Annotated in this window: 14 protein-coding genes; 8 read left to right on the plus strand and 6 right to left on the minus strand. The window is 62.9% G+C overall.

Translation table 11 applies throughout. The features are described 5' to 3' along the window. Nucleotides 1-245: 245 nt before the first annotated feature. Both dnaK and grpE read right to left on the minus strand, forming a co-directional pair. Nucleotides 246-2,162 carry a molecular chaperone DnaK gene (gene dnaK / locus DGA31_RS02690; protein ID WP_056834000.1) on the minus strand — a complete coding sequence of 639 codons (1,917 nt, stop codon included), beginning with the start codon at nt 2,160-2,162 and terminating at the stop codon, nt 246-248. 101 nt (nt 2,163-2,263) lie between these two features. After that, nucleotides 2,264-2,827 carry a nucleotide exchange factor GrpE gene (grpE, locus tag DGA31_RS02695; RefSeq protein ID WP_056833999.1) on the minus strand — a complete coding sequence of 188 codons (564 nt, stop codon included), beginning with the start codon at nt 2,825-2,827 and terminating at the stop codon, nt 2,264-2,266. Between the two features lie 271 nt (nt 2,828-3,098). Between grpE and recN the strand changes: the two genes are divergently transcribed. After that, nucleotides 3,099-4,772 (plus strand): DNA repair protein RecN, encoded by a 1,674-nt coding sequence (gene recN / locus DGA31_RS02700; RefSeq protein WP_056833997.1) that lies wholly within the window; start codon nt 3,099-3,101, stop codon nt 4,770-4,772. Between the two features lie 68 nt (nt 4,773-4,840). On the opposite strand, the gene fur is transcribed toward recN, so the two are convergent. Further along, a complete protein-coding gene (gene fur, locus DGA31_RS02705) occupies nt 4,841-5,248 on the minus strand; it encodes a ferric iron uptake transcriptional regulator (RefSeq protein WP_056833994.1) in 408 nt (135 codons plus the stop codon). Between the two features lie 98 nt (nt 5,249-5,346). On the opposite strand from fur, the gene DGA31_RS02710 reads away from it, so the two are divergent. Further along, the gene (locus tag DGA31_RS02710) at nt 5,347-5,883 is read left to right on the plus strand and encodes an outer membrane protein assembly factor BamE (RefSeq protein WP_056833992.1); all 537 of its coding nucleotides are present in this window, start codon (nt 5,347-5,349) and stop codon (nt 5,881-5,883) included. Between the two features lie 58 nt (nt 5,884-5,941). Here DGA31_RS02710 and DGA31_RS02715 read toward each other — a convergent pair whose 3' ends face one another. Beyond that, nucleotides 5,942-6,262 carry an RnfH family protein gene (locus DGA31_RS02715; protein ID WP_109511433.1) on the minus strand — a complete coding sequence of 107 codons (321 nt, stop codon included), beginning with the start codon at nt 6,260-6,262 and terminating at the stop codon, nt 5,942-5,944. Further along, nucleotides 6,255-6,689 (minus strand): type II toxin-antitoxin system RatA family toxin, encoded by a 435-nt coding sequence (locus DGA31_RS02720; protein ID WP_056833989.1) that lies wholly within the window; start codon nt 6,687-6,689, stop codon nt 6,255-6,257. The genes DGA31_RS02715 and DGA31_RS02720 overlap by 8 nt, the downstream gene beginning before the upstream one ends. A 237-nt stretch (nt 6,690-6,926) precedes the next feature. Here DGA31_RS02720 and smpB point away from each other — a divergent pair, with 237 nt between their 5' ends. Then, a complete protein-coding gene (smpB, locus tag DGA31_RS02725) occupies nt 6,927-7,409 on the plus strand; it encodes an SsrA-binding protein SmpB (RefSeq protein WP_109511434.1) in 483 nt (160 codons plus the stop codon). Nucleotides 7,410-7,518: 109 nt separating this feature from the next. Here the strand turns inward: smpB and DGA31_RS02730 are convergent, their stop codons facing one another. Further along, a complete protein-coding gene (locus DGA31_RS02730) occupies nt 7,519-8,286 on the minus strand; it encodes a GntR family transcriptional regulator (protein ID WP_056833984.1) in 768 nt (255 codons plus the stop codon). Between the two features lie 371 nt (nt 8,287-8,657). Here DGA31_RS02730 and DGA31_RS02735 point away from each other — a divergent pair, with 371 nt between their 5' ends. The 5 genes from DGA31_RS02735 (at nt 8,658) to DGA31_RS02755 (ending at nt 16,245) form a co-directional block, all read left to right on the plus strand. Then, nucleotides 8,658-10,346 carry a lactate permease LctP family transporter gene (locus DGA31_RS02735; RefSeq protein ID WP_056833982.1) on the plus strand — a complete coding sequence of 563 codons (1,689 nt, stop codon included), beginning with the start codon at nt 8,658-8,660 and terminating at the stop codon, nt 10,344-10,346. Nucleotides 10,347-10,461: 115 nt separating this feature from the next. Then, entirely contained in the window at nt 10,462-11,295 is an 834-nt protein-coding gene (locus tag DGA31_RS02740; RefSeq protein WP_109511435.1) for a (Fe-S)-binding protein, read from the plus strand. Beyond that, entirely contained in the window at nt 11,292-12,767 is a 1,476-nt protein-coding gene (locus tag DGA31_RS02745) for a LutB/LldF family L-lactate oxidation iron-sulfur protein (protein ID WP_056833977.1), read from the plus strand. The genes DGA31_RS02740 and DGA31_RS02745 overlap by 4 nt, the downstream gene beginning before the upstream one ends. Beyond that, on the plus strand, nt 12,767-13,438 hold the full coding sequence (locus DGA31_RS02750; protein ID WP_109511436.1) for a LutC/YkgG family protein: 672 nt from the start codon (nt 12,767-12,769) through the stop codon (nt 13,436-13,438). Before DGA31_RS02745 ends, DGA31_RS02750 begins: the two co-directional genes overlap by 1 nt. Beyond that, nucleotides 13,435-16,245: an FAD-binding and (Fe-S)-binding domain-containing protein gene (locus DGA31_RS02755; RefSeq protein ID WP_109511437.1), complete on the plus strand. Its 2,811-nt coding sequence runs from the start codon at nt 13,435-13,437 to the stop codon at nt 16,243-16,245. Before DGA31_RS02750 ends, DGA31_RS02755 begins: the two co-directional genes overlap by 4 nt. The last annotated feature ends 494 nt before the right edge of the window (nt 16,246-16,739 follow it).

Consider the following 16,739-nt stretch of genomic DNA (forward strand, 5'->3'; position numbering starts at 1 on the left):
ACCCAACTCACGTCAATTCAACGATCCTGGTCTTCGTTCAACGGCCACCGATGGCCGAGAAAGCGGCAGAACAAGCCTTGATGCAGGAGCATCGCAGCCTTGCCGCAAGGTGCCTGCCGCCGTGCGGCAACCACCGGAAATTTCGTCTGCTCCAGACACGCCAACGCGGGAGCAAGCTCCCGCGCGGCGACATCCTACCAGCGACCGCAACACAGCGGTCAACCGGCTTGCAAGTGAGCCTGCGCTTACTTGTTATCCTTGACTTCTTCGAACTCGGCGTCGACGACGTCGTCAGGCTTGGCTGCGCCTTCGGCCGGCTTGGCAGCGGCCTCAGGGCTTTCAGCCTGCTCGGCGTACATTTTCTGCGCGATGGGTGCGGAAACCTTCGACAGCTCCTCGACCTTGGCTTCGATCAGCGCCTTGTCGTCGCCCTTGACAGCGGCTTCCAGCGCAACCAGTGCAGCCTCGACAGCGGTCTTCTCTTCGGCGGTGACCTTGTCGCCAGCGTCAGAGATCATCTTGCGAGTCGAGTGCACCAGGGCATCGCCCTGGTTACGGGCAGAGGCCAGCTCTTCGAACTTGCGATCTTCTTCGGCGTTGACTTCGGCGTCACGCACCATCTGCTGGATTTCTTCCTCGGACAGACCGGAGTTGGCCTTGATCACGATGGACTGCTGCTTGCCGGTGGCCTTGTCCTTGGCGCCGACGTGCAGGATGCCGTTGGCGTCGATGTCGAAGGTCACTTCGATTTGCGGCACACCGCGTGGTGCTGGCGGAATCTCGGCCAGGTCGAACTTGCCCAGGGACTTGTTCTGGCCAGCCTGCTTGCGCTCACCTTGCAGCACATGAATGGTCACAGCGTTCTGGTTGTCGTCGGCGGTGGAGAAGACCTGCGATTTCTTGGTCGGAATCGTGGTGTTCTTCTCGATCAGCGCGGTCATCACGCCACCCATGGTTTCGATACCCAGGGTCAGCGGGCTGACGTCCAGCAGCAGGACGTCCTTGACGTCACCGGCCAGTACCGCACCCTGGATGGCAGCACCCATGGCCACGGCTTCGTCAGGGTTGACGTCCTTGCGCGCTTCCTTGCCGAAGAAATCGGTCACCAGCTTCTGCACCAGCGGCATGCGGGTCTGACCGCCGACCAGGATCACGTCGTTGATCGCGCCGATGTCGATACCGGCATCTTTCAGGGCAACGCGGCAAGGCTCGATGGTGCGCTGCACCAGATCTTCGACCAGCGATTCGAGCTTCGAACGCGAAATCTTCACGTTCAAGTGCTTCGGACCGGTGGCGTCTGCAGTGATGTACGGCAGGTTGACGTCGGTCTGCAGGCTGGAGGACAGCTCGATCTTGGCTTTTTCAGCGGCTTCTTTCAGGCGCTGCATCGCCAGCGGATCACCCTTGAGGTTGATGCCGCTTTCTTTCTTGAATTCGTCGACGAGGTAGTCGATCAGACGGATGTCGAAGTCTTCACCGCCCAGGAACGTGTCACCGTTGGTGGCCAGTACTTCGAACTGGTGCTCGCCGTCGACTTCGGCAATTTCGATCACCGACACGTCGAAGGTACCGCCACCCAGGTCATAAACGATCACGGTGTGATCGCCCTTGGCCTTGTCCATGCCGTAGGCCAGCGCAGCCGCAGTCGGCTCGTTGATGATGCGCTTGACGTCCAGACCGGCAATACGACCGGCGTCCTTGGTGGCCTGACGCTGGCTGTCGTTGAAGTAGGCCGGTACGGTGATGACCGCTTCGGTCACAGGCTCGCCGAGGTAGTCTTCGGCGGTCTTCTTCATTTTCTTCAGGATTTCAGCGGAAATCTGAGGAGGCGCCATCTTCTGGCCATTGACCTCGACCCAGGCATCACCGTTGTCAGCCTTGGAAATCTTGTAAGGCACCATCTGGATGTCTTTCTGAACGACTTCTTCGTCAAAGCGACGGCCGATCAGACGCTTTACCGCGTACAGGGTGTTGTGCGGGTTGGTGACCGCCTGGCGCTTGGCCGACTGGCCCACCAGGATTTCGCCGTCGTTGGCGTAGGCCACGATCGAAGGCGTGGTGCGGGTGCCTTCGGCGTTTTCGATGACCTTGACATTACCGCCTTCCAGAATCGAAACGCAGGAGTTGGTGGTCCCCAGGTCGATACCGATAATTCTGCCCATCTTTACTCTCCCGAAACTTTTGTAGGGTTGCCGCAACCGGGTTCACAGATTGCGGTAGCACTTGAACGCTTGACCTTTAAATGGGGCCTGGTCGGCCGATTTCAAGCCTGCTCGTCAATCGACGGTTTGGCAGGCGAAGGGGCCTTGCTGACCACGACCATTGCCGGGCGCAGCAGGCGACCATTGAGCTGGTAGCCCTTCTGAAACACTTTGAGCACCGTGTTGGGCTCGACGTTGGCACTTTCTTCCATGGCCATGGCCTGGTGCTGATCAGCATTGAAGGGCTGGCCGTGTGGATCGACCGCCTCCAGCTGATAGCGCTTGAGCGTGTCCTGAAACATCTTGAGCGTCAGCTCGATGCCTTCGCGCATCGGACGGATGCTTTGATCGTCCGGGCTGGACAGGTCCAGACCACGCTCCAGGCTGTCGATGATCGGCAACAGATCACCGGCAAATTTCTCCAGCGCAAACTTGTGCGCCTTTTCTACATCCTGCTCGGCACGGCGGCGGACATTCTGCAGATCCGCAGCCACACGCAGAGATTGGTCCTGCGCGGCAGCCAGCTGCTCTTCGAGCACCTGCACGCGCACTGCCAGGTCTTCACCTGTCGCCGATTGCGCAGCCTGATCCTGAGCCTGCGTATCCAGATTCTGTTCGTCAGCCATAGAGCTCTCCTTTCAAAAACGTCCGCGAACCCAACTCGCGCTTCTGCCCCCCTATATGGGAACGGAATTTACGGCTTCAAGGGCCCGGCCTACAGGAAGTTGCCAATTGTGATGAAAAATTGCGCCATAAAACCCGGACGAGCGTCTCAAACCGACGACAGGAACGACTAAGGCCGTACGTCGACCGATGAAATCGAACTAAAGGCAGGCATTGTCAGAGCGGAATCAAACACTGTATAAATAACCAGAAGAACTGTCTCGGAGCCACTTCATGCTGGTCCATCTTTCCGTACACAATTACGCCATCGTTGAGCACCTCGATCTTGAACTCGATCGCGGCATGAGCGTTATCACGGGCGAAACCGGTGCCGGCAAGTCGATCATGCTCGACGCCCTGGGCCTGACCCTGGGTGACCGGGCCGACAGTGGCGTGGTCCGCCCGGGCGCCGACAAGGCCGATATCCTGGCCACCTTCGACCTGGCTGACATTCCCGAAGCACAAGCCTGGCTGGCCGAGCGCGACCTCGACAACCAGGGCCCGTGCATCCTGCGCCGGGTCATCACCGCCGAAGGCCGCTCGCGCGCCTACATCAACGGCACGCCCTGCCCGCAAGGCGACCTCAAGGCGCTGGGCGAGCTGATGATCGACATTCACAGCCAGCACGAGCACCAGTCGCTGCTCAAGGCCGAGACCCACCGGCGCCTGCTTGACGAATACGCCGGCGCCACCGACCTCGCCCGCCAGGTGCACCTGGCTTCGCAACGCTGGCGCCAGACCCGCCAGGAGCTGGAACGCCTGTCCAACTCCGGCGACGAACAACGCGCCCGCCACCAGTTGCTCAGCTACCAGCTCGAAGAACTCGAAAGCCTGAGCCTGGGCGAAAACGAACTGGAGAACCTTGAGCAGGACCACAAGGCCCTGACCAACGCCGAAAGCCTGCTGGGCATCTGCCGCCAGGTGATCGAGCAGTGCAGCGAAAGCGACTCGGGCAATGTCCTGCACGCCCTGACCAACAGCCTCAACCGCCTGTCGGGGGTCAGCAATGCCTCGACCGCCCTCCACGAGGCCACCGAACTGCTGTCCAGCGCCCAGATCCAGGTCGAAGAGGCCATGGGCGAGCTCAACCGTTTTCTCGATCATTTCGATGCCGACCCGGCCCGCCTGCAACAGATCGAAGAACGCCTCGACGCGATCTACAGCCTGGCGCGCAAGCACCGCATCCAGCCCAACGAAGTGGCCACGCTGCACCAGAAGCTGCTGGACGAGATTGAAACGCTCAATGCCAATGACGAGTCCATCGAGCGCCTGCAGAACGAACTGGCGTCCTTTGCCCGGCATTATCAGGAAAAGGCCCGGGAACTGAGCGACCTTCGCCACCGCTCGGCGGGCGAACTGGCCCACGCCGTCGAACAGGAAATCCATCGCCTGGGCATGCCGGGCGGACGCTTCAGCATTGAGCTCAAGCCCCATGCCGGCGGCGAGCTGCTGCCCTATGGCCTGGAGCAGGTCGAACTGCTGGTCAGCGCCAACCCCGGACAACCGCTCAAGCCGCTGGCCAAGGTGGCCTCCGGTGGCGAGCTGTCGCGCATCAGCCTGGCTATCCAGGTGATCACCGCCCAGACCTCGCGCATCCCGACCCTGGTGTTCGACGAAGTCGACGTCGGCATTGGTGGCCCGACCGCTGAAATCGTCGGCCAGTTGCTGCGCCGGCTGGGTGATCGCGGCCAGGTCATGACCGTGACCCACCTGCCGCAAGTGGCCGCACAGGGCCATCAGCACCTGTTCGTGCACAAGGTCCGCGACAACAACGCCACGCGCACAGCCGTGTCGAAACTGGGCAAGACCGAACGCATCGAAGAAGTCGCCCGCATGCTGGGCGGCATCGACCTGACCAAGGAATCGCTGGCTCACGCCAAGAAGATGATCGTCACCTCGAAAAACTGAGGCACACAAAAAAGCCCCTTGGCGACCGGAGTCGCCAAGGGGCTTTTTTCATGCACGCAATAAAAGACTCAGTCTTTCTTGCTGCGCACGTAGAGCACCAGATTGTGATCGACCAGCTCGAAGCCATGCCGCTCGACAATGGCCTTTTGCAGCGATTCGATTTCCTGGTCGAAGAACTCGATGACTTCGCCAGAATCCACGTTGACCATATGGTCGTGGTGGCCGCCGTCAGCCAGTTCGAAGACCGCATGACCGCCGTCGAAATTGTGGCGCACGACGAGACCTGCCGCCTCGAACTGAGTCAGGACACGGTAAACCGTGGCCAGGCCGACGTCCTCGCTGGCGTCCATCAGTGCCTTGTAGACATCCTCGGCGCTCATGTGACGCTGCTCGGCAGAATCGAGCATCTGGAGGATCTTGACCCGTGGAAGGGTCACCTTGAGTCCTGCTTTACGTAGTTCGCTATTTTCAACCATGGTCAGCTTTCTCGCAGACGCTGCTTCGCAGCTTCTCTTAATGCAGGTATGATCGGAGTTTACGTTGTCCCAGCCAAGATAGTGGAAGTCGCCCACCGATGCAAAACACCAAGCTCTTGCTAACCAGTTTCACACTCGTGGGACTGCTCGCACTCGCCGGTTGTTCGTTCCCCGGGGTTTATAAAATCGACATCCAACAGGGAAATGTCGTCACGCAAGACATGATAGACCAGTTGCGCCCGGGAATGACCCGACGGCAAGTACGGTTTATCATGGGTAACCCTCTGCTGACCGACACGTTCCACACCGATCGCTGGGATTACCTGTACAGCATGCAGCCCGGTGGCGGCGAGCGTCAGCAGGAACGTGTCAGCCTGATCTTCAACAGCAACGATCAACTGGTCAGCCTCTCAGGCGACTTCATGCCCGGCGTCAGCCGCGATGAAGCCATCCTGGGCCAGGGCAGCAACACCACCACCGAGCCTGCCACGGCACCGATCGAGCATCAGCCGCAGCCCAAGCCGGAAGAACCTCCGCGCCCAGGTTCGCTGCTTGACCAGATCCAGAAAGACGTCGACAGCGTCGAAACCATACCGACCCCCGTCCAGGAACCCCTGGAAACGTCGCCACGGTAACGCCGCCATAAAAAAAGCCCGGTTCGCCGGGCTTTTTTGTGCCTGTCATTTGTAAAGCTTATGAAGGACGCGCCTTTTTCAGCACCCGTGCCGTTTTGGCAGCACGCAAACGCCGGATCTCCTTGGGGTCGGCCAGCAACGGTCGATAAACCTCGATCCGCTCGCCGGCCTGCACGATGCGCACCTGCGGATCACTGACCCGCTTGCCGAAGATCCCCACCGGGCAGGTCGTCAGGTCCAACTGCGCAAAGGCCTTCCCGATACCGCTGATCAGCAAAGCCTGGTAGACCGTACTGCCAACCGGCACCTGCACCGCCAGCAGCACCTGACGTTCAAGGCCGGCATGCACCACCTCGATTTCGATCAGGGTGTCAGCCATGCAATTGCTTGGCGCGCTGACAGAAGGCGTCGACCAGCGTATTGGCCGCCTGGTTGAACAGCGGCCCCAGCGTGGTCCGCACCAGGGCACCCGAATAGTCGAAGGACAAGTCCAGGCTGATCTTGCAGGCCTTGTCGTTCAATGCCTTGAAAGTCCACACCCCGTGCAGCTGGCTGAACGGCCCCTCGACCAGATCCATGGTCAGCGACTCGCCAGGCACCAGGGTGTTGCGTGTCACGAACTTCTGACTCAACCCGCCCTTGGCGATTTCAAGGCTGGCACGCATGTGCGTGTCGCTGCTCTCCAGCACCTGCGCAGCCGCGCACCAGGGCAGAAACTCCGGGTAACGCGCGACATCATTGACCAGGTCGTAGAGAAACCGGGCCGGGTACGGCAACAGGGCCGAGCGTTGAATATGCGTAGTCATGTCAGCGTCATTTCCAAAACTGAGCGGCACACATCACAAGAATGCCGAATGGCGCCACAAAGCGCATCTGGTAGAAATACAAGGGTCAACAACTTCGGTGCGCCCTATCAGATCGGCCACCCACCCCATCGAAACCTGCATAAAAAGAGACCGCATTGTCCGGGATTCATCCAGTGTGCTCAAGCGCACCGCTTGCCCATAGCCGACATCGAAGCAACTGCCTATAATGCGCCCCCTATGGCCAAACTCAAAAAGCACCCTACAGGGACCATCGCGCAAAATAAAAAGGCGCGTCACGATTACTTCATCGAACACAAGTTCGAGGCCGGTCTGGTCCTGTCCGGTTGGGAAGTAAAAAGCCTGCGTGCCAACAAGGTACAGCTGGTCGACAGCTACGTGTTGCTCAAGGATGGCGAGGCCTGGCTGATGGGCAGCCATATCACGCCACTCAAGACCGCCAGCACGCACGTTATCGCCGACCCGACACGCACCCGTAAACTGCTGCTCAACCAGCGCGAGCTGGAAAAGCTCTTTACCTCCGTGCAGCAAAAGGGCCACGCCTGCGTCGCCTTGTCGCTGTACTGGAAGCAGCACCTGATCAAGTGCGAAATCGCACTCGGCAAGGGCAAGAAGGAATACGACAAGCGCCACACCGAGCGCGAGCGCGATTCCGACCGCGAGCTGCAACGCGCCGTGCGCAGCAAGGGCAAGGACGACTGATCCCAGCCACACCTTGTAGGAGCGACCAACGGTCGCGAAAAGACCCGCAACTCACTGCGGCCTTCGCGACCGCTGGTCGCTCCCACGTACGGGCGCCTGCCCGCACACCCTACAAATTATGCCGCCGCTCGGCCCGCGCAGCCCTTTCGCCCTGCTGGCGCACCTCGTCCAGCACCTCCTGCACATACATCAGGTGCCGGCTGGACACTTCACGCGCATCCTCCGCCCGCCGCTCGATGATCGCCAGAAACAGCTCCCGGTGCTGCTCGATCAGCATGTCGCGGGTTTCGCTGCGCTGCTTGTACATGCCACCAATGTTGATCACCACGTTGCGCCGCACCAGGTCGAACAACCCGCGAATGGTGTGCAACAGCACCGTGTTATGGCTGGCCTCGGCAATCGCCAGGTGAAAATTGGCATCGGCCGCCGCCTCTTCGGTCCCACCCTCCTCCTCGGCCCGTGCATAACAATCCTGCAGCGCATCGAATGCCTGGCGCAGACGCTCGCGATCCAGGTCCGTCGCCCGCAGCGCAGCGTAATAGGCGCATGACGCCTCCAGCGTATGACGAAACTCCAGCAGGTCGCGCTGGGCATCCGGGCTGTTTTCCAGCAAGTGCAACAAGGGATCACTGAACGTCGACCCCAGGTTTTCGGCCACATAATTGCCGCCGCCCTGGCGGCTGATCAACAGCCCCTTGGCCGTCAACTTCTGGATGGCCTCACGCAGCGACGGACGCGACACGCCAAACTGCTCGGCCAGGGCACGCTCGGCCGGCAGGCGACCACCGGCCTTCAACGTCCCCTCGAGAATCATTTTTTCCAACTGCTCGACAATATCGTCCGACAAACGGCGCTGCCGCACCTGACCAAAGCCCATAACCCTCACTCCACTTCCCGATCCCGTTATCGGGCTGTCTATTCTGGCCCATTGAGACGCTGTCGGCACCTGCTGCAAGCGCTTGCGCAGCCGGCCACCAAGCCAACTGCCCTCCCCGCATCAGACCAAAGTCCCAAAAGGACAAATTGACACACCCCAAGCAAGGCCTCTAACCTAGCGACCAGGCATTGTAAATTGGTATTACCAATTATCCAAGCGCAATGTCAGATGGTTGACCACCATCGCATCGCCGGACCTTTCCCGACCGGAAAGGCCAGAACTGGCGGGCTGGACACCACGCACCGTGACACCGATCGGCGGCGCACGTCACAGCACACCGGGCCTAACCAAAAACAACTAGGGGCCACCCCATGCAGACCTGGCAACAACTCTATACCCCTCTTGGCAGCCTGGGCTTATCCGCCGCCGCTGCGCTCATCCCCATCGTGTTCTTCTTCCTGGCGCTGGCGATCTTCCGGCTCAAGGGGCACATCGCCGGCAGCATTACCCTGGCGCTGTCGGTGCTGGTGGCGATCTTCGCCTTCCAGATGCCGGTCGACATGGCCCTGGCGGCGGCCGGCTACGGGTTTGCCTATGGTCTGTGGCCGATCGCCTGGATCATCGTCGCGGCGGTGTTCCTCTACAAACTGACCGTCAAGAGCGGCCAGTTCGAGATCATCCGCAGCTCGGTGCTGACCATCACCGACGACCAGCGCCTGCAAGTGCTGCTGATCGGCTTCTGCTTCGGGGCCTTCCTCGAAGGCGCAGCCGGCTTCGGCGCCCCGGTGGCCATCACCGCCGCCCTGCTGGTCGGCCTGGGCCTGAACCCGCTGTACGCCGCCGGCCTGTGCCTGATCGCCAACACCGCGCCTGTGGCCTTCGGCGCACTGGGCATCCCGATCATCGTCGCCGGCCAGGTCTCGGGCATCGACGCCTTCAAGATCGGCGCCATGACCGGTCGCCAGCTGCCATTCCTGTCGATCTTCGTGCCGTTCTGGCTGATGTTCATCATGGACGGCATGCGCGGGGTCAAGGAAACCTGGCCTGCCGCCCTGGTGGCCGGCGCCAGCTTTGCCATCACCCAATACCTGACCTCCAACTTCATCGGCCCGGAACTGCCCGACATCACCTCGGCCCTGGTGAGCATCATCTCCCTCACCCTGTTCCTCAAGGTCTGGCAGCCGCAGCGCGCCACTGATGTGGTGATCAGCGGTGGCGGCGCAGCCATGCTGGGTGGCGGCGGTGGCAGCAGCCCGCTGGGTTCGCGCACGCCATCGCCCTACAGCGCAGGGCAGATCTTCAAGGCCTGGTCGCCGTTCCTGATCCTGACCGCCATGGTCACCGTCTGGACCTTGAAACCGTTCAAGGCGCTGTTCGCCGCCGGCGGCCCGCTGCAGGCCTGGACCATCAACACCGCCGTGCCTTTTCTGGACCAGATGGTGATCAAGGGCACGCCCATCGTCGCCAAGGCCACGGCCATGCCGGCGGTGTACAAGCTCGACCTCATCGCCGCCTCGGGCACTGCGATCCTGCTCTCGGCCATCGTCTCGATGATCGTGCTGCGCATCAGCGCAAAAATTGGTATTACCACTTTTAAAGAGACGGTCATCGAGCTGCGCTGGGCCATCGTGTCGATCGGCATGGTGCTGGCCTTCGCCTTTGTCATGAACTACTCGGGCATGTCCTCGACCCTGGCCTTGGTCCTGGCCGGCACCGGCGCGGCCTTTCCGTTCTTCTCGCCGTTCCTGGGCTGGCTGGGCGTGTTCCTGACCGGCTCCGACACCTCGGCCAACGCGCTGTTCGGCTCGTTGCAGGCGACCACCGCGCACCAGGTCGGCGTCAGCGACGTGCTGATGGTCGCGGCCAACTCCAGCGGCGGCGTGACCGGCAAGATGATCTCGCCGCAGTCGATCGCCGTGGCCTGCGCCGCCACCGGCCTGGTCGGCAAGGAGTCGGACCTGTTCCGCTTCACCCTCAAGCACAGCCTGTTCTTCGCCACGCTGGTCGGCTGCATCACCTACGCCCAGGCGTACTGGTTCACCGGCATGCTGGTGCATTGACAGTGCCAACCCTGGCGCCGGCCCCTGAAGCCGGCGCCACCCATCGATATCCCGCATGCGGTCGCCCACAACGCAGCCGCACACGGATAACCGGGCCCACCCGGAGAAGCACCTGATGAGCGACCTGTTCTACAACGCAGCTTCTACTGCCCCCGTCAATGCCACCCGCCTGGCCCCGCGCCATGCGCCGCGGCAGTACCCGACCAACAAACCGCAACAGGTCTACCTGTTCGGCACCTGCGTGGTCGACCTGTTCTTTCCTGAAGCCGGCATGGACGCCATCCACCTGCTCGAACGCGAAGGCATCGAGGTGATCTACCCGCCCGAACAAACCTGTTGCGGGCAGCCGGCCTACACCAGCGGCTACACCGAGCAGGCCCGCAGCGTGGCCCGTGCCCAGGTGCAGTTGTTCGACGGCGACGCGCCGGTGATCCTGCCGTCAGGTTCCTGCGCCGGCATGTTCCGCGAGCACTACCCCGACCTGTTCAGGGACGAACCCGAGATGCTGGCCAAGGTTCAGGCGCTGGCCGCACGCACCTATGAGCTGACCGAATTCTTGCTGCACGTGTGCCAGGTGCGCTTCACCGACCACGGCCAGCCCACCCGCATCGCCCTGCACACCTCGTGCTCGGCGCGCCGGGAAATGAACACCCACCTGCACGCCCGCGAACTGCTCGGCCAGTTGCACAACGTCGAGCGGGTCGAGCACGACCACGAAAGCGAATGCTGCGGCTTCGGCGGCACCTTCAGCGTGCGCATGCCAGACATCTCCGGCGCCATGGTGGCCGACAAGACCCGGTCGCTGAAAGCCTCCGGCGCCGACCAGGTACTGACCGCCGACTGCGGTTGCCTGATGAACATCAACGGCGCCCTGGAAAAACAGCGTGAGTCCCTGCGCGGCCAGCACCTGGCCAGCTTTCTATGGCAACGCACCGGAGGCCGCTCATGAACAGCCACACGCGCATTCCTGCCGTACAGATAGAAGAACCCGACTTTCGCCAGCGCGCCCACCAGGCCTTGGGCGACGCCCAATTGCGCGGCAATTTCCGCCGCGCCATGGACTCGCTGATGACCAAGCGCGCCGCCGCCTTCAGCGATGCCGACGAGCGCGAAGACCTGCGCGACCTGGGCAACGCCATCCGCGCCCGCGCCCTGTCCAAGCTGCCCGACCTGCTGGAGCAACTGGAACGCAACCTGATCCGCAACGGCGTCAAGGTGCACTGGGCCGAGACCGTCGAAGAAGCCAACGCCATCGTGCTGTCGATCGTCGAGGCGCATGAAGCCCGGCAACTGATCAAGGGCAAGTCGATGGTCAGCGAAGAAATGGAGATGAACCATTTTCTTGGCGAGCGCGGCATCGAGTGCCTGGAAGCCGACATGGGCGAATACATCGTGCAGATGGACCACGAAAAGCCCTCGCACATCATCATGCCGGCCATCCACAAGAACGCTGCCCAGGTCGCCAAACTGTTTAATGAAAAGCTCGGCGTCGAATACACCACCGACGTCGACCAGTTGATCCAGATCGGCCGCCGCGTGCTGCGGCAGAAATTCTTCGAGGCCGACATCGGCGTCTCCGGCGTCAACTTCGCCGTGGCCGAGACCGGCACCCTGCTGCTGGTCGAAAACGAAGGCAATGGCCGCATGGTCACCAGCGTGCCACCGGTGCACATCGCCGTGACCGGCATCGAGAAAGTCGTCGAAAACCTGCGCGACACCGTGCCCCTGCTGTCGCTGCTGACCCGCTCGTCGCTGGGCATTCCGATCACCACCTACGTCAACATGATCTCCGGCCCGCGCCAGGCCCACGAGTTGGACGGCCCGCAAGAAGTGCACCTGGTGCTGCTCGACAACGGCCGCAGCCAGGCCTTTGCCGACAGCGAACTGCGCCAGACCCTCAACTGCATCCGCTGCGGCGCCTGCATGAACCACTGCCCGGTCTACACAAGGGTCGGCGGCCACACCTACGGCGAGGTCTACCCCGGCCCCATCGGCAAGATCATTACCCCGCACATGGCCGGCCTGAACAAGGTTCCCGACCACCCCAGCGCCTCCTCCTTATGCGGTGCGTGCGGCGAAGTCTGCCCGGTGAAAATCCCGATTCCGGCCCTGCTGCGCCGCCTGCGCGAAGAAAACGTCAAGGCGCCCGACAGCCCCAACCCGGTAATGCGCGACCAGGGCCAGAAATACTCACGCAAGGAACGCCTGATCTGGAACCTCTGGGCGCGGCTCAACACCTCGCCTGCGCTGTACCGCGCCTTCGGCTTCATGGCCACCCGCCTGCGCGGCCTGACGCCGGGCAACATCGGCCCCTGGACCCAGAACCACAGCGCGCCCAGGCCCGCCGCCCGCTCGCTGCACGACCTGGCCCGTGACCACCAGCAGGGCAAACCGCAGCCCCGCCCCACAGGAGAGCGTTGATGAACGCCCGGCACAACATCCTCGCCAAACTGCGCCACAGCCTGGCCGGCACCCAACCGATTGCCGACACCTTCAATGAAGCGCTGGTGACCGAGCCCTGGTCCTACCCCGCCGACCAGCGCATCGCCCAGTTGCGCAAACTGATGGAAGCGGTGCACACCGAAATCCACCTGTGCACCGAACAGAACTGGCCACAACGTCTGGCCGCACTGGTCGCCGAGCGGCAACTGGACAACCTGCTGATCGCCCCGACCACGCCCCACGGGCAGCGCATCACCGCGCACTGGGCGCAGCACCCAGGCCTGGCGCCACTCAAGGCCTACGACAGGCCCATCGAGCACTGGAAACAGGAAATGTTCGACGACACCGCCGCCAGCGTTACCTCGACCCTGGGCGCCATCGCCGCCACCGGCAGCCTGATCCTCTGGCCGACCCGTGAAGAACCGCGCCTGATGAGCCTGGTGCCGCCGGTGCACGTTGCCCTGCTCAAGGCCAGCCAGATCTACGACAACCTGTACCAGGTGCAGCGCGAGCAACAGTGGGCCGGCGGCATGCCGACCAACGCCCTGCTGGTGTCCGGCCCGTCCAAGACCGCCGACATCGAACAAGTGCTGGCCTATGGCGCCCACGGTCCCAAGGACCTGGTGGTGCTGATTCTGGAGGACGCATGACCCTGCCCGCTGACTTTCTGCGCCAGGCGCAGCTGCTCATCCCGCCTGCGCGGCGCTTCGACGACCCGCTCTCGACCCTGGCCTTCGGCACCGACGCCAGCTTCTACCGGCTGATCCCGAAACTGGTGATCCGTGTCGAATCCGAAGCCGAAGTCATCGCCCTGCTCAAGCTGGCCCAGGCCTCGCGCGTACCGGTGACCTTTCGCGCCGCCGGCACCAGCCTGTCGGGCCAGGCCATCAGCGACTCGGTGCTGCTGATGCTCGGCGATAACTGGAACGGCCGGGAAATCCGCCAGCACGGCGCGCAGATCCGCCTGCAGCCGGGGGTCATCGGCGCCCAGGCCAACGCCTGGCTGGCACCGTTCGGGCGCAAGATCGGCCCGGACCCGGCCTCGATCAACGCCTGCAAGATCGGCGGCATCGTCGCCAACAACGCCAGCGGCATGTGCTGCGGCACCGCCCAGAACACCTACCACACCCTGGCCGGCCTGCGCCTGGTGCTGGCCGACGGCACCTGCCTGGACACCGAAGACCCGGCCAGCATCGCCGCCTTTCGCACCCGCCACGCCCACCTGCTGGGACACCTGGCCCGGCTGGGCCGCGAGACCCGCGCCAACACCGAACTGGCCGCCCGCATCCGCCACAAATATCGGCTGAAAAACACCACCGGCCTGTCGCTCAACGCGCTGGTCGACTTCGACGAGCCGCTGGACATCCTCAGTCACCTGCTGGTCGGCTCCGAAGGCACGCTGGGCTTTATCAGCGCGGTGACCTACGACACCGTGCACGACCACCCGCACAAGGCCTCGGCGCTGATCGTCTTTCCCGACGTCGAAACCTGCTGCAACGCCGTCACCGTGCTCAAGCAGCAACCGGTGGCCGCCGTCGAACTGCTCGACCGCCGCAGCCTGCGCTCGGTGCAGGACAAACCCGGCATGCCGGCCTTCGTGCGCGCACTGTCGGACAACGCCTGCGCCCTGCTGATCGAAGCCCGCGCCGCCAGCCAGCCGCTGCTGCATGAACAACTGGCGCAGATCATGGCCGCCCTGGCGCCGTTCCCGGTGGAAAAACAGGTCGACTTCAGCGAAGACCCGGTGGAAAACGCCCGCCTCTGGGCGATTCGCAAGGACACCTTTCCAGCGGTCGGCGCGGTGCGCCAGACCGGCACCACAGTGATCATCGAAGACGTGACCTTTCCGGTCGAGCAACTGGCCATCGGCGTGCGCCGCCTGATCGAGCTGTTCGACAAACACCGCTACGACGAAGCGATCCTGTTCGGCCACGCCCTGGAGGGCAACTTGCACTTCGTCTTCACCCAGGGCTTTAACAGCCCGGCCGAAGTGGCGCGTTACCAGGCGTTCATGGACGACGTCGCAGAACTGGTGGCGGTGGAGTTCGGCGGCTCGCTCAAGGCCGAACACGGCACCGGCCGCAACATGGCGCCTTTTGTCGAAAAGGAATGGGGCACCGACGCCTACCAACTGATGTGGCAGCTCAAGCGCCTGCTCGACCCCAACGGCATCCTCAACCCCGACGTGGTGCTGAGCGACGACCCGCAGATCCACCTGAAAAACCTCAAACCGCTGCCGGCTGCCGACGACATCGTCGACAAGTGCATCGAGTGCGGCTTTTGCGAGCCGGTCTGCCCCTCCAAGGGCCTGACCCTGAGCCCGCGCCAGCGCATCGTCATCTGGCGTGACATCCAGGCGCGTAAACGCAACGGCGAAGACACCACGGCGCTGGAGCGCGACTACCACTACCAGGGCATCGACACCTGCGCCGCCACCGGCCTGTGCGCCCAACGCTGCCCGGTGGGCATCAACACCGGCGAACTGGTGAAAAAACTGCGCAGCCAACAGGCGCACCACGGCAAGGCCGCCGGCTGGCTGGCCAGCCACTTCAAGACTGCCCTGCAGGGCGCGCGCTTCACCCTGCACGCCGCCAACGGCGCGCGCATGCTGCTGGGCGCGCCGCGCCTGGCCAAATGGTCGGCCAGCCTGAGCAAAGCCTCCGCCGGCCACGTGCCGCAATGGACACCGGCCATGCCCCAGCCCGAGCAAGCCATTCGCCTCAGCGCACCGATCCACGACGCCCGCCCCCGCGTGGTCTACCTGGCCGCCTGCGTCTCGCGGGTCATGGGCCCGGCCATCGGCGATCGCGAGCAATCCTCCCTGCTCGACAAGACCCGCCACCTGCTGGAAAAAGCCGGCTACCAAGTGGTGTTCCCCGACGACCAGGACACCCTGTGCTGCGGCCAGCCCTTTGCCTCCAAGGGCTACACCGAACAGGCCGACGCCAAGCGCACCGAACTGCTCAACGCCCTGCTCAAGGCCAGCCGCGGCGGCCTCGACCCCATCTACTGCGACACCAGCCCCTGCACCCTGCGCCTGGCGCAGGACCTGGCCGACACCCGCCTGGACCTCTACGACCCGGTGCGCTTCATCCGCACCCACCTGCTGGACAAACTGACCTTCACCCCGCAACAAGAAGCGGTGGCCGTGCACGTCACCTGCAGCACCCAGCACCTGGGCGAAAGCCAGGCCCTGATCGAACTGGCCCGGCGCTGCAGCGTCAACGTCGTCATCCCTGAAGGCATCCACTGCTGCGGCTTTGCCGGCGACAAAGGCTTCACCACCCCCGAACTCAACGCCCACGCCCTGCGCCCGCTCAAAGACGCCGTGCAACACTGCAGCGAAGGCATCTCCACCAGCCGCACCTGCGAAATCGGCCTGTCCCACCACTCCGGCATCGACTACCACAGCCTCGTCTACCTGGTAGACCGCGTCACCCAACCCCGCCGCATCTAACCGAAAAAAAAGGGGCAGAAATGCCCCTCACCCAGCCCCCGCCACCAAAACCACTGACACCCCCGAACTTCATGCCCCACCCACCACCGTGGGAGGCGGCTTGCCGGCGATGACTGACGTCCCAGCACCACATACCCATCGCCCATACCCGTCCCATACTCAGAACACCACCCGCAGCAAGCAGCGCCCAACAGAATCAATGTCCGCCTGAACCTCATGCCTCGCCCACTCCGCCCGTGGGAGGCAGCTCTGCTGGCGATGACTGACTTCCAAGCACTACATGCCTATCGCCCTACCCAAGCGCTACCACCCAGATCGCCCCCTTTCAGTGCACATTCACCCCATTTTCAACATTTCATTTCACCCTCAAAAATAAATAGAACCCCTGCCAAGCGGCACAGTCAATCCTGTAAGCCAGATGAAACAGATGGCTTTTTAATCTCGGATTGCCGTCCCACCGACGGACCCCACCGAGTCCACAGGTTTATGGAGAA

Origin of the sequence: Pseudomonas ovata (assembly GCF_003131185.1) — a bacterium.
GTDB lineage: Bacteria > Pseudomonadota > Gammaproteobacteria > Pseudomonadales > Pseudomonadaceae > Aquipseudomonas > Aquipseudomonas ovata.

Bases quoted from the DNA above. Each gene is read 5' to 3' on its own strand.
- DGA31_RS02740 (WP_109511435.1), top strand. From the start codon at position 10,462: ATGAGCGACCTGTTCTACAACGCAGCTTCTACTGCCCCCGTCAATGCC.
- DGA31_RS02710 (WP_056833992.1), top strand. From the start codon at position 5,347: ATGCAAAACACCAAGCTCTTGCTAACCAGTTTCACACTCGTGGGACTG.
- DGA31_RS02755 (WP_109511437.1), top strand. From the start codon at position 13,435: ATGACCCTGCCCGCTGACTTTCTGCGCCAGGCGCAGCTGCTCATCCCG.
- DGA31_RS02745 (WP_056833977.1), top strand. From the start codon at position 11,292: ATGAACAGCCACACGCGCATTCCTGCCGTACAGATAGAAGAACCCGAC.
- DGA31_RS02715 (WP_109511433.1), bottom strand. From the start codon at position 6,262: ATGGCTGACACCCTGATCGAAATCGAGGTGGTGCATGCCGGCCTTGAA.
- dnaK (WP_056834000.1), bottom strand. From the start codon at position 2,162: ATGGGCAGAATTATCGGTATCGACCTGGGGACCACCAACTCCTGCGTT.
- DGA31_RS02720 (WP_056833989.1), bottom strand. From the start codon at position 6,689: ATGACTACGCATATTCAACGCTCGGCCCTGTTGCCGTACCCGGCCCGG.
- DGA31_RS02730 (WP_056833984.1), bottom strand. From the start codon at position 8,286: ATGGGCTTTGGTCAGGTGCGGCAGCGCCGTTTGTCGGACGATATTGTC.
- recN (WP_056833997.1), top strand. From the start codon at position 3,099: ATGCTGGTCCATCTTTCCGTACACAATTACGCCATCGTTGAGCACCTC.
- DGA31_RS02750 (WP_109511436.1), top strand. From the start codon at position 12,767: ATGAACGCCCGGCACAACATCCTCGCCAAACTGCGCCACAGCCTGGCC.
- fur (WP_056833994.1), bottom strand. From the start codon at position 5,248: ATGGTTGAAAATAGCGAACTACGTAAAGCAGGACTCAAGGTGACCCTT.
- smpB (WP_109511434.1), top strand. From the start codon at position 6,927: ATGGCCAAACTCAAAAAGCACCCTACAGGGACCATCGCGCAAAATAAA.
- DGA31_RS02735 (WP_056833982.1), top strand. From the start codon at position 8,658: ATGCAGACCTGGCAACAACTCTATACCCCTCTTGGCAGCCTGGGCTTA.
- grpE (WP_056833999.1), bottom strand. From the start codon at position 2,827: ATGGCTGACGAACAGAATCTGGATACGCAGGCTCAGGATCAGGCTGCG.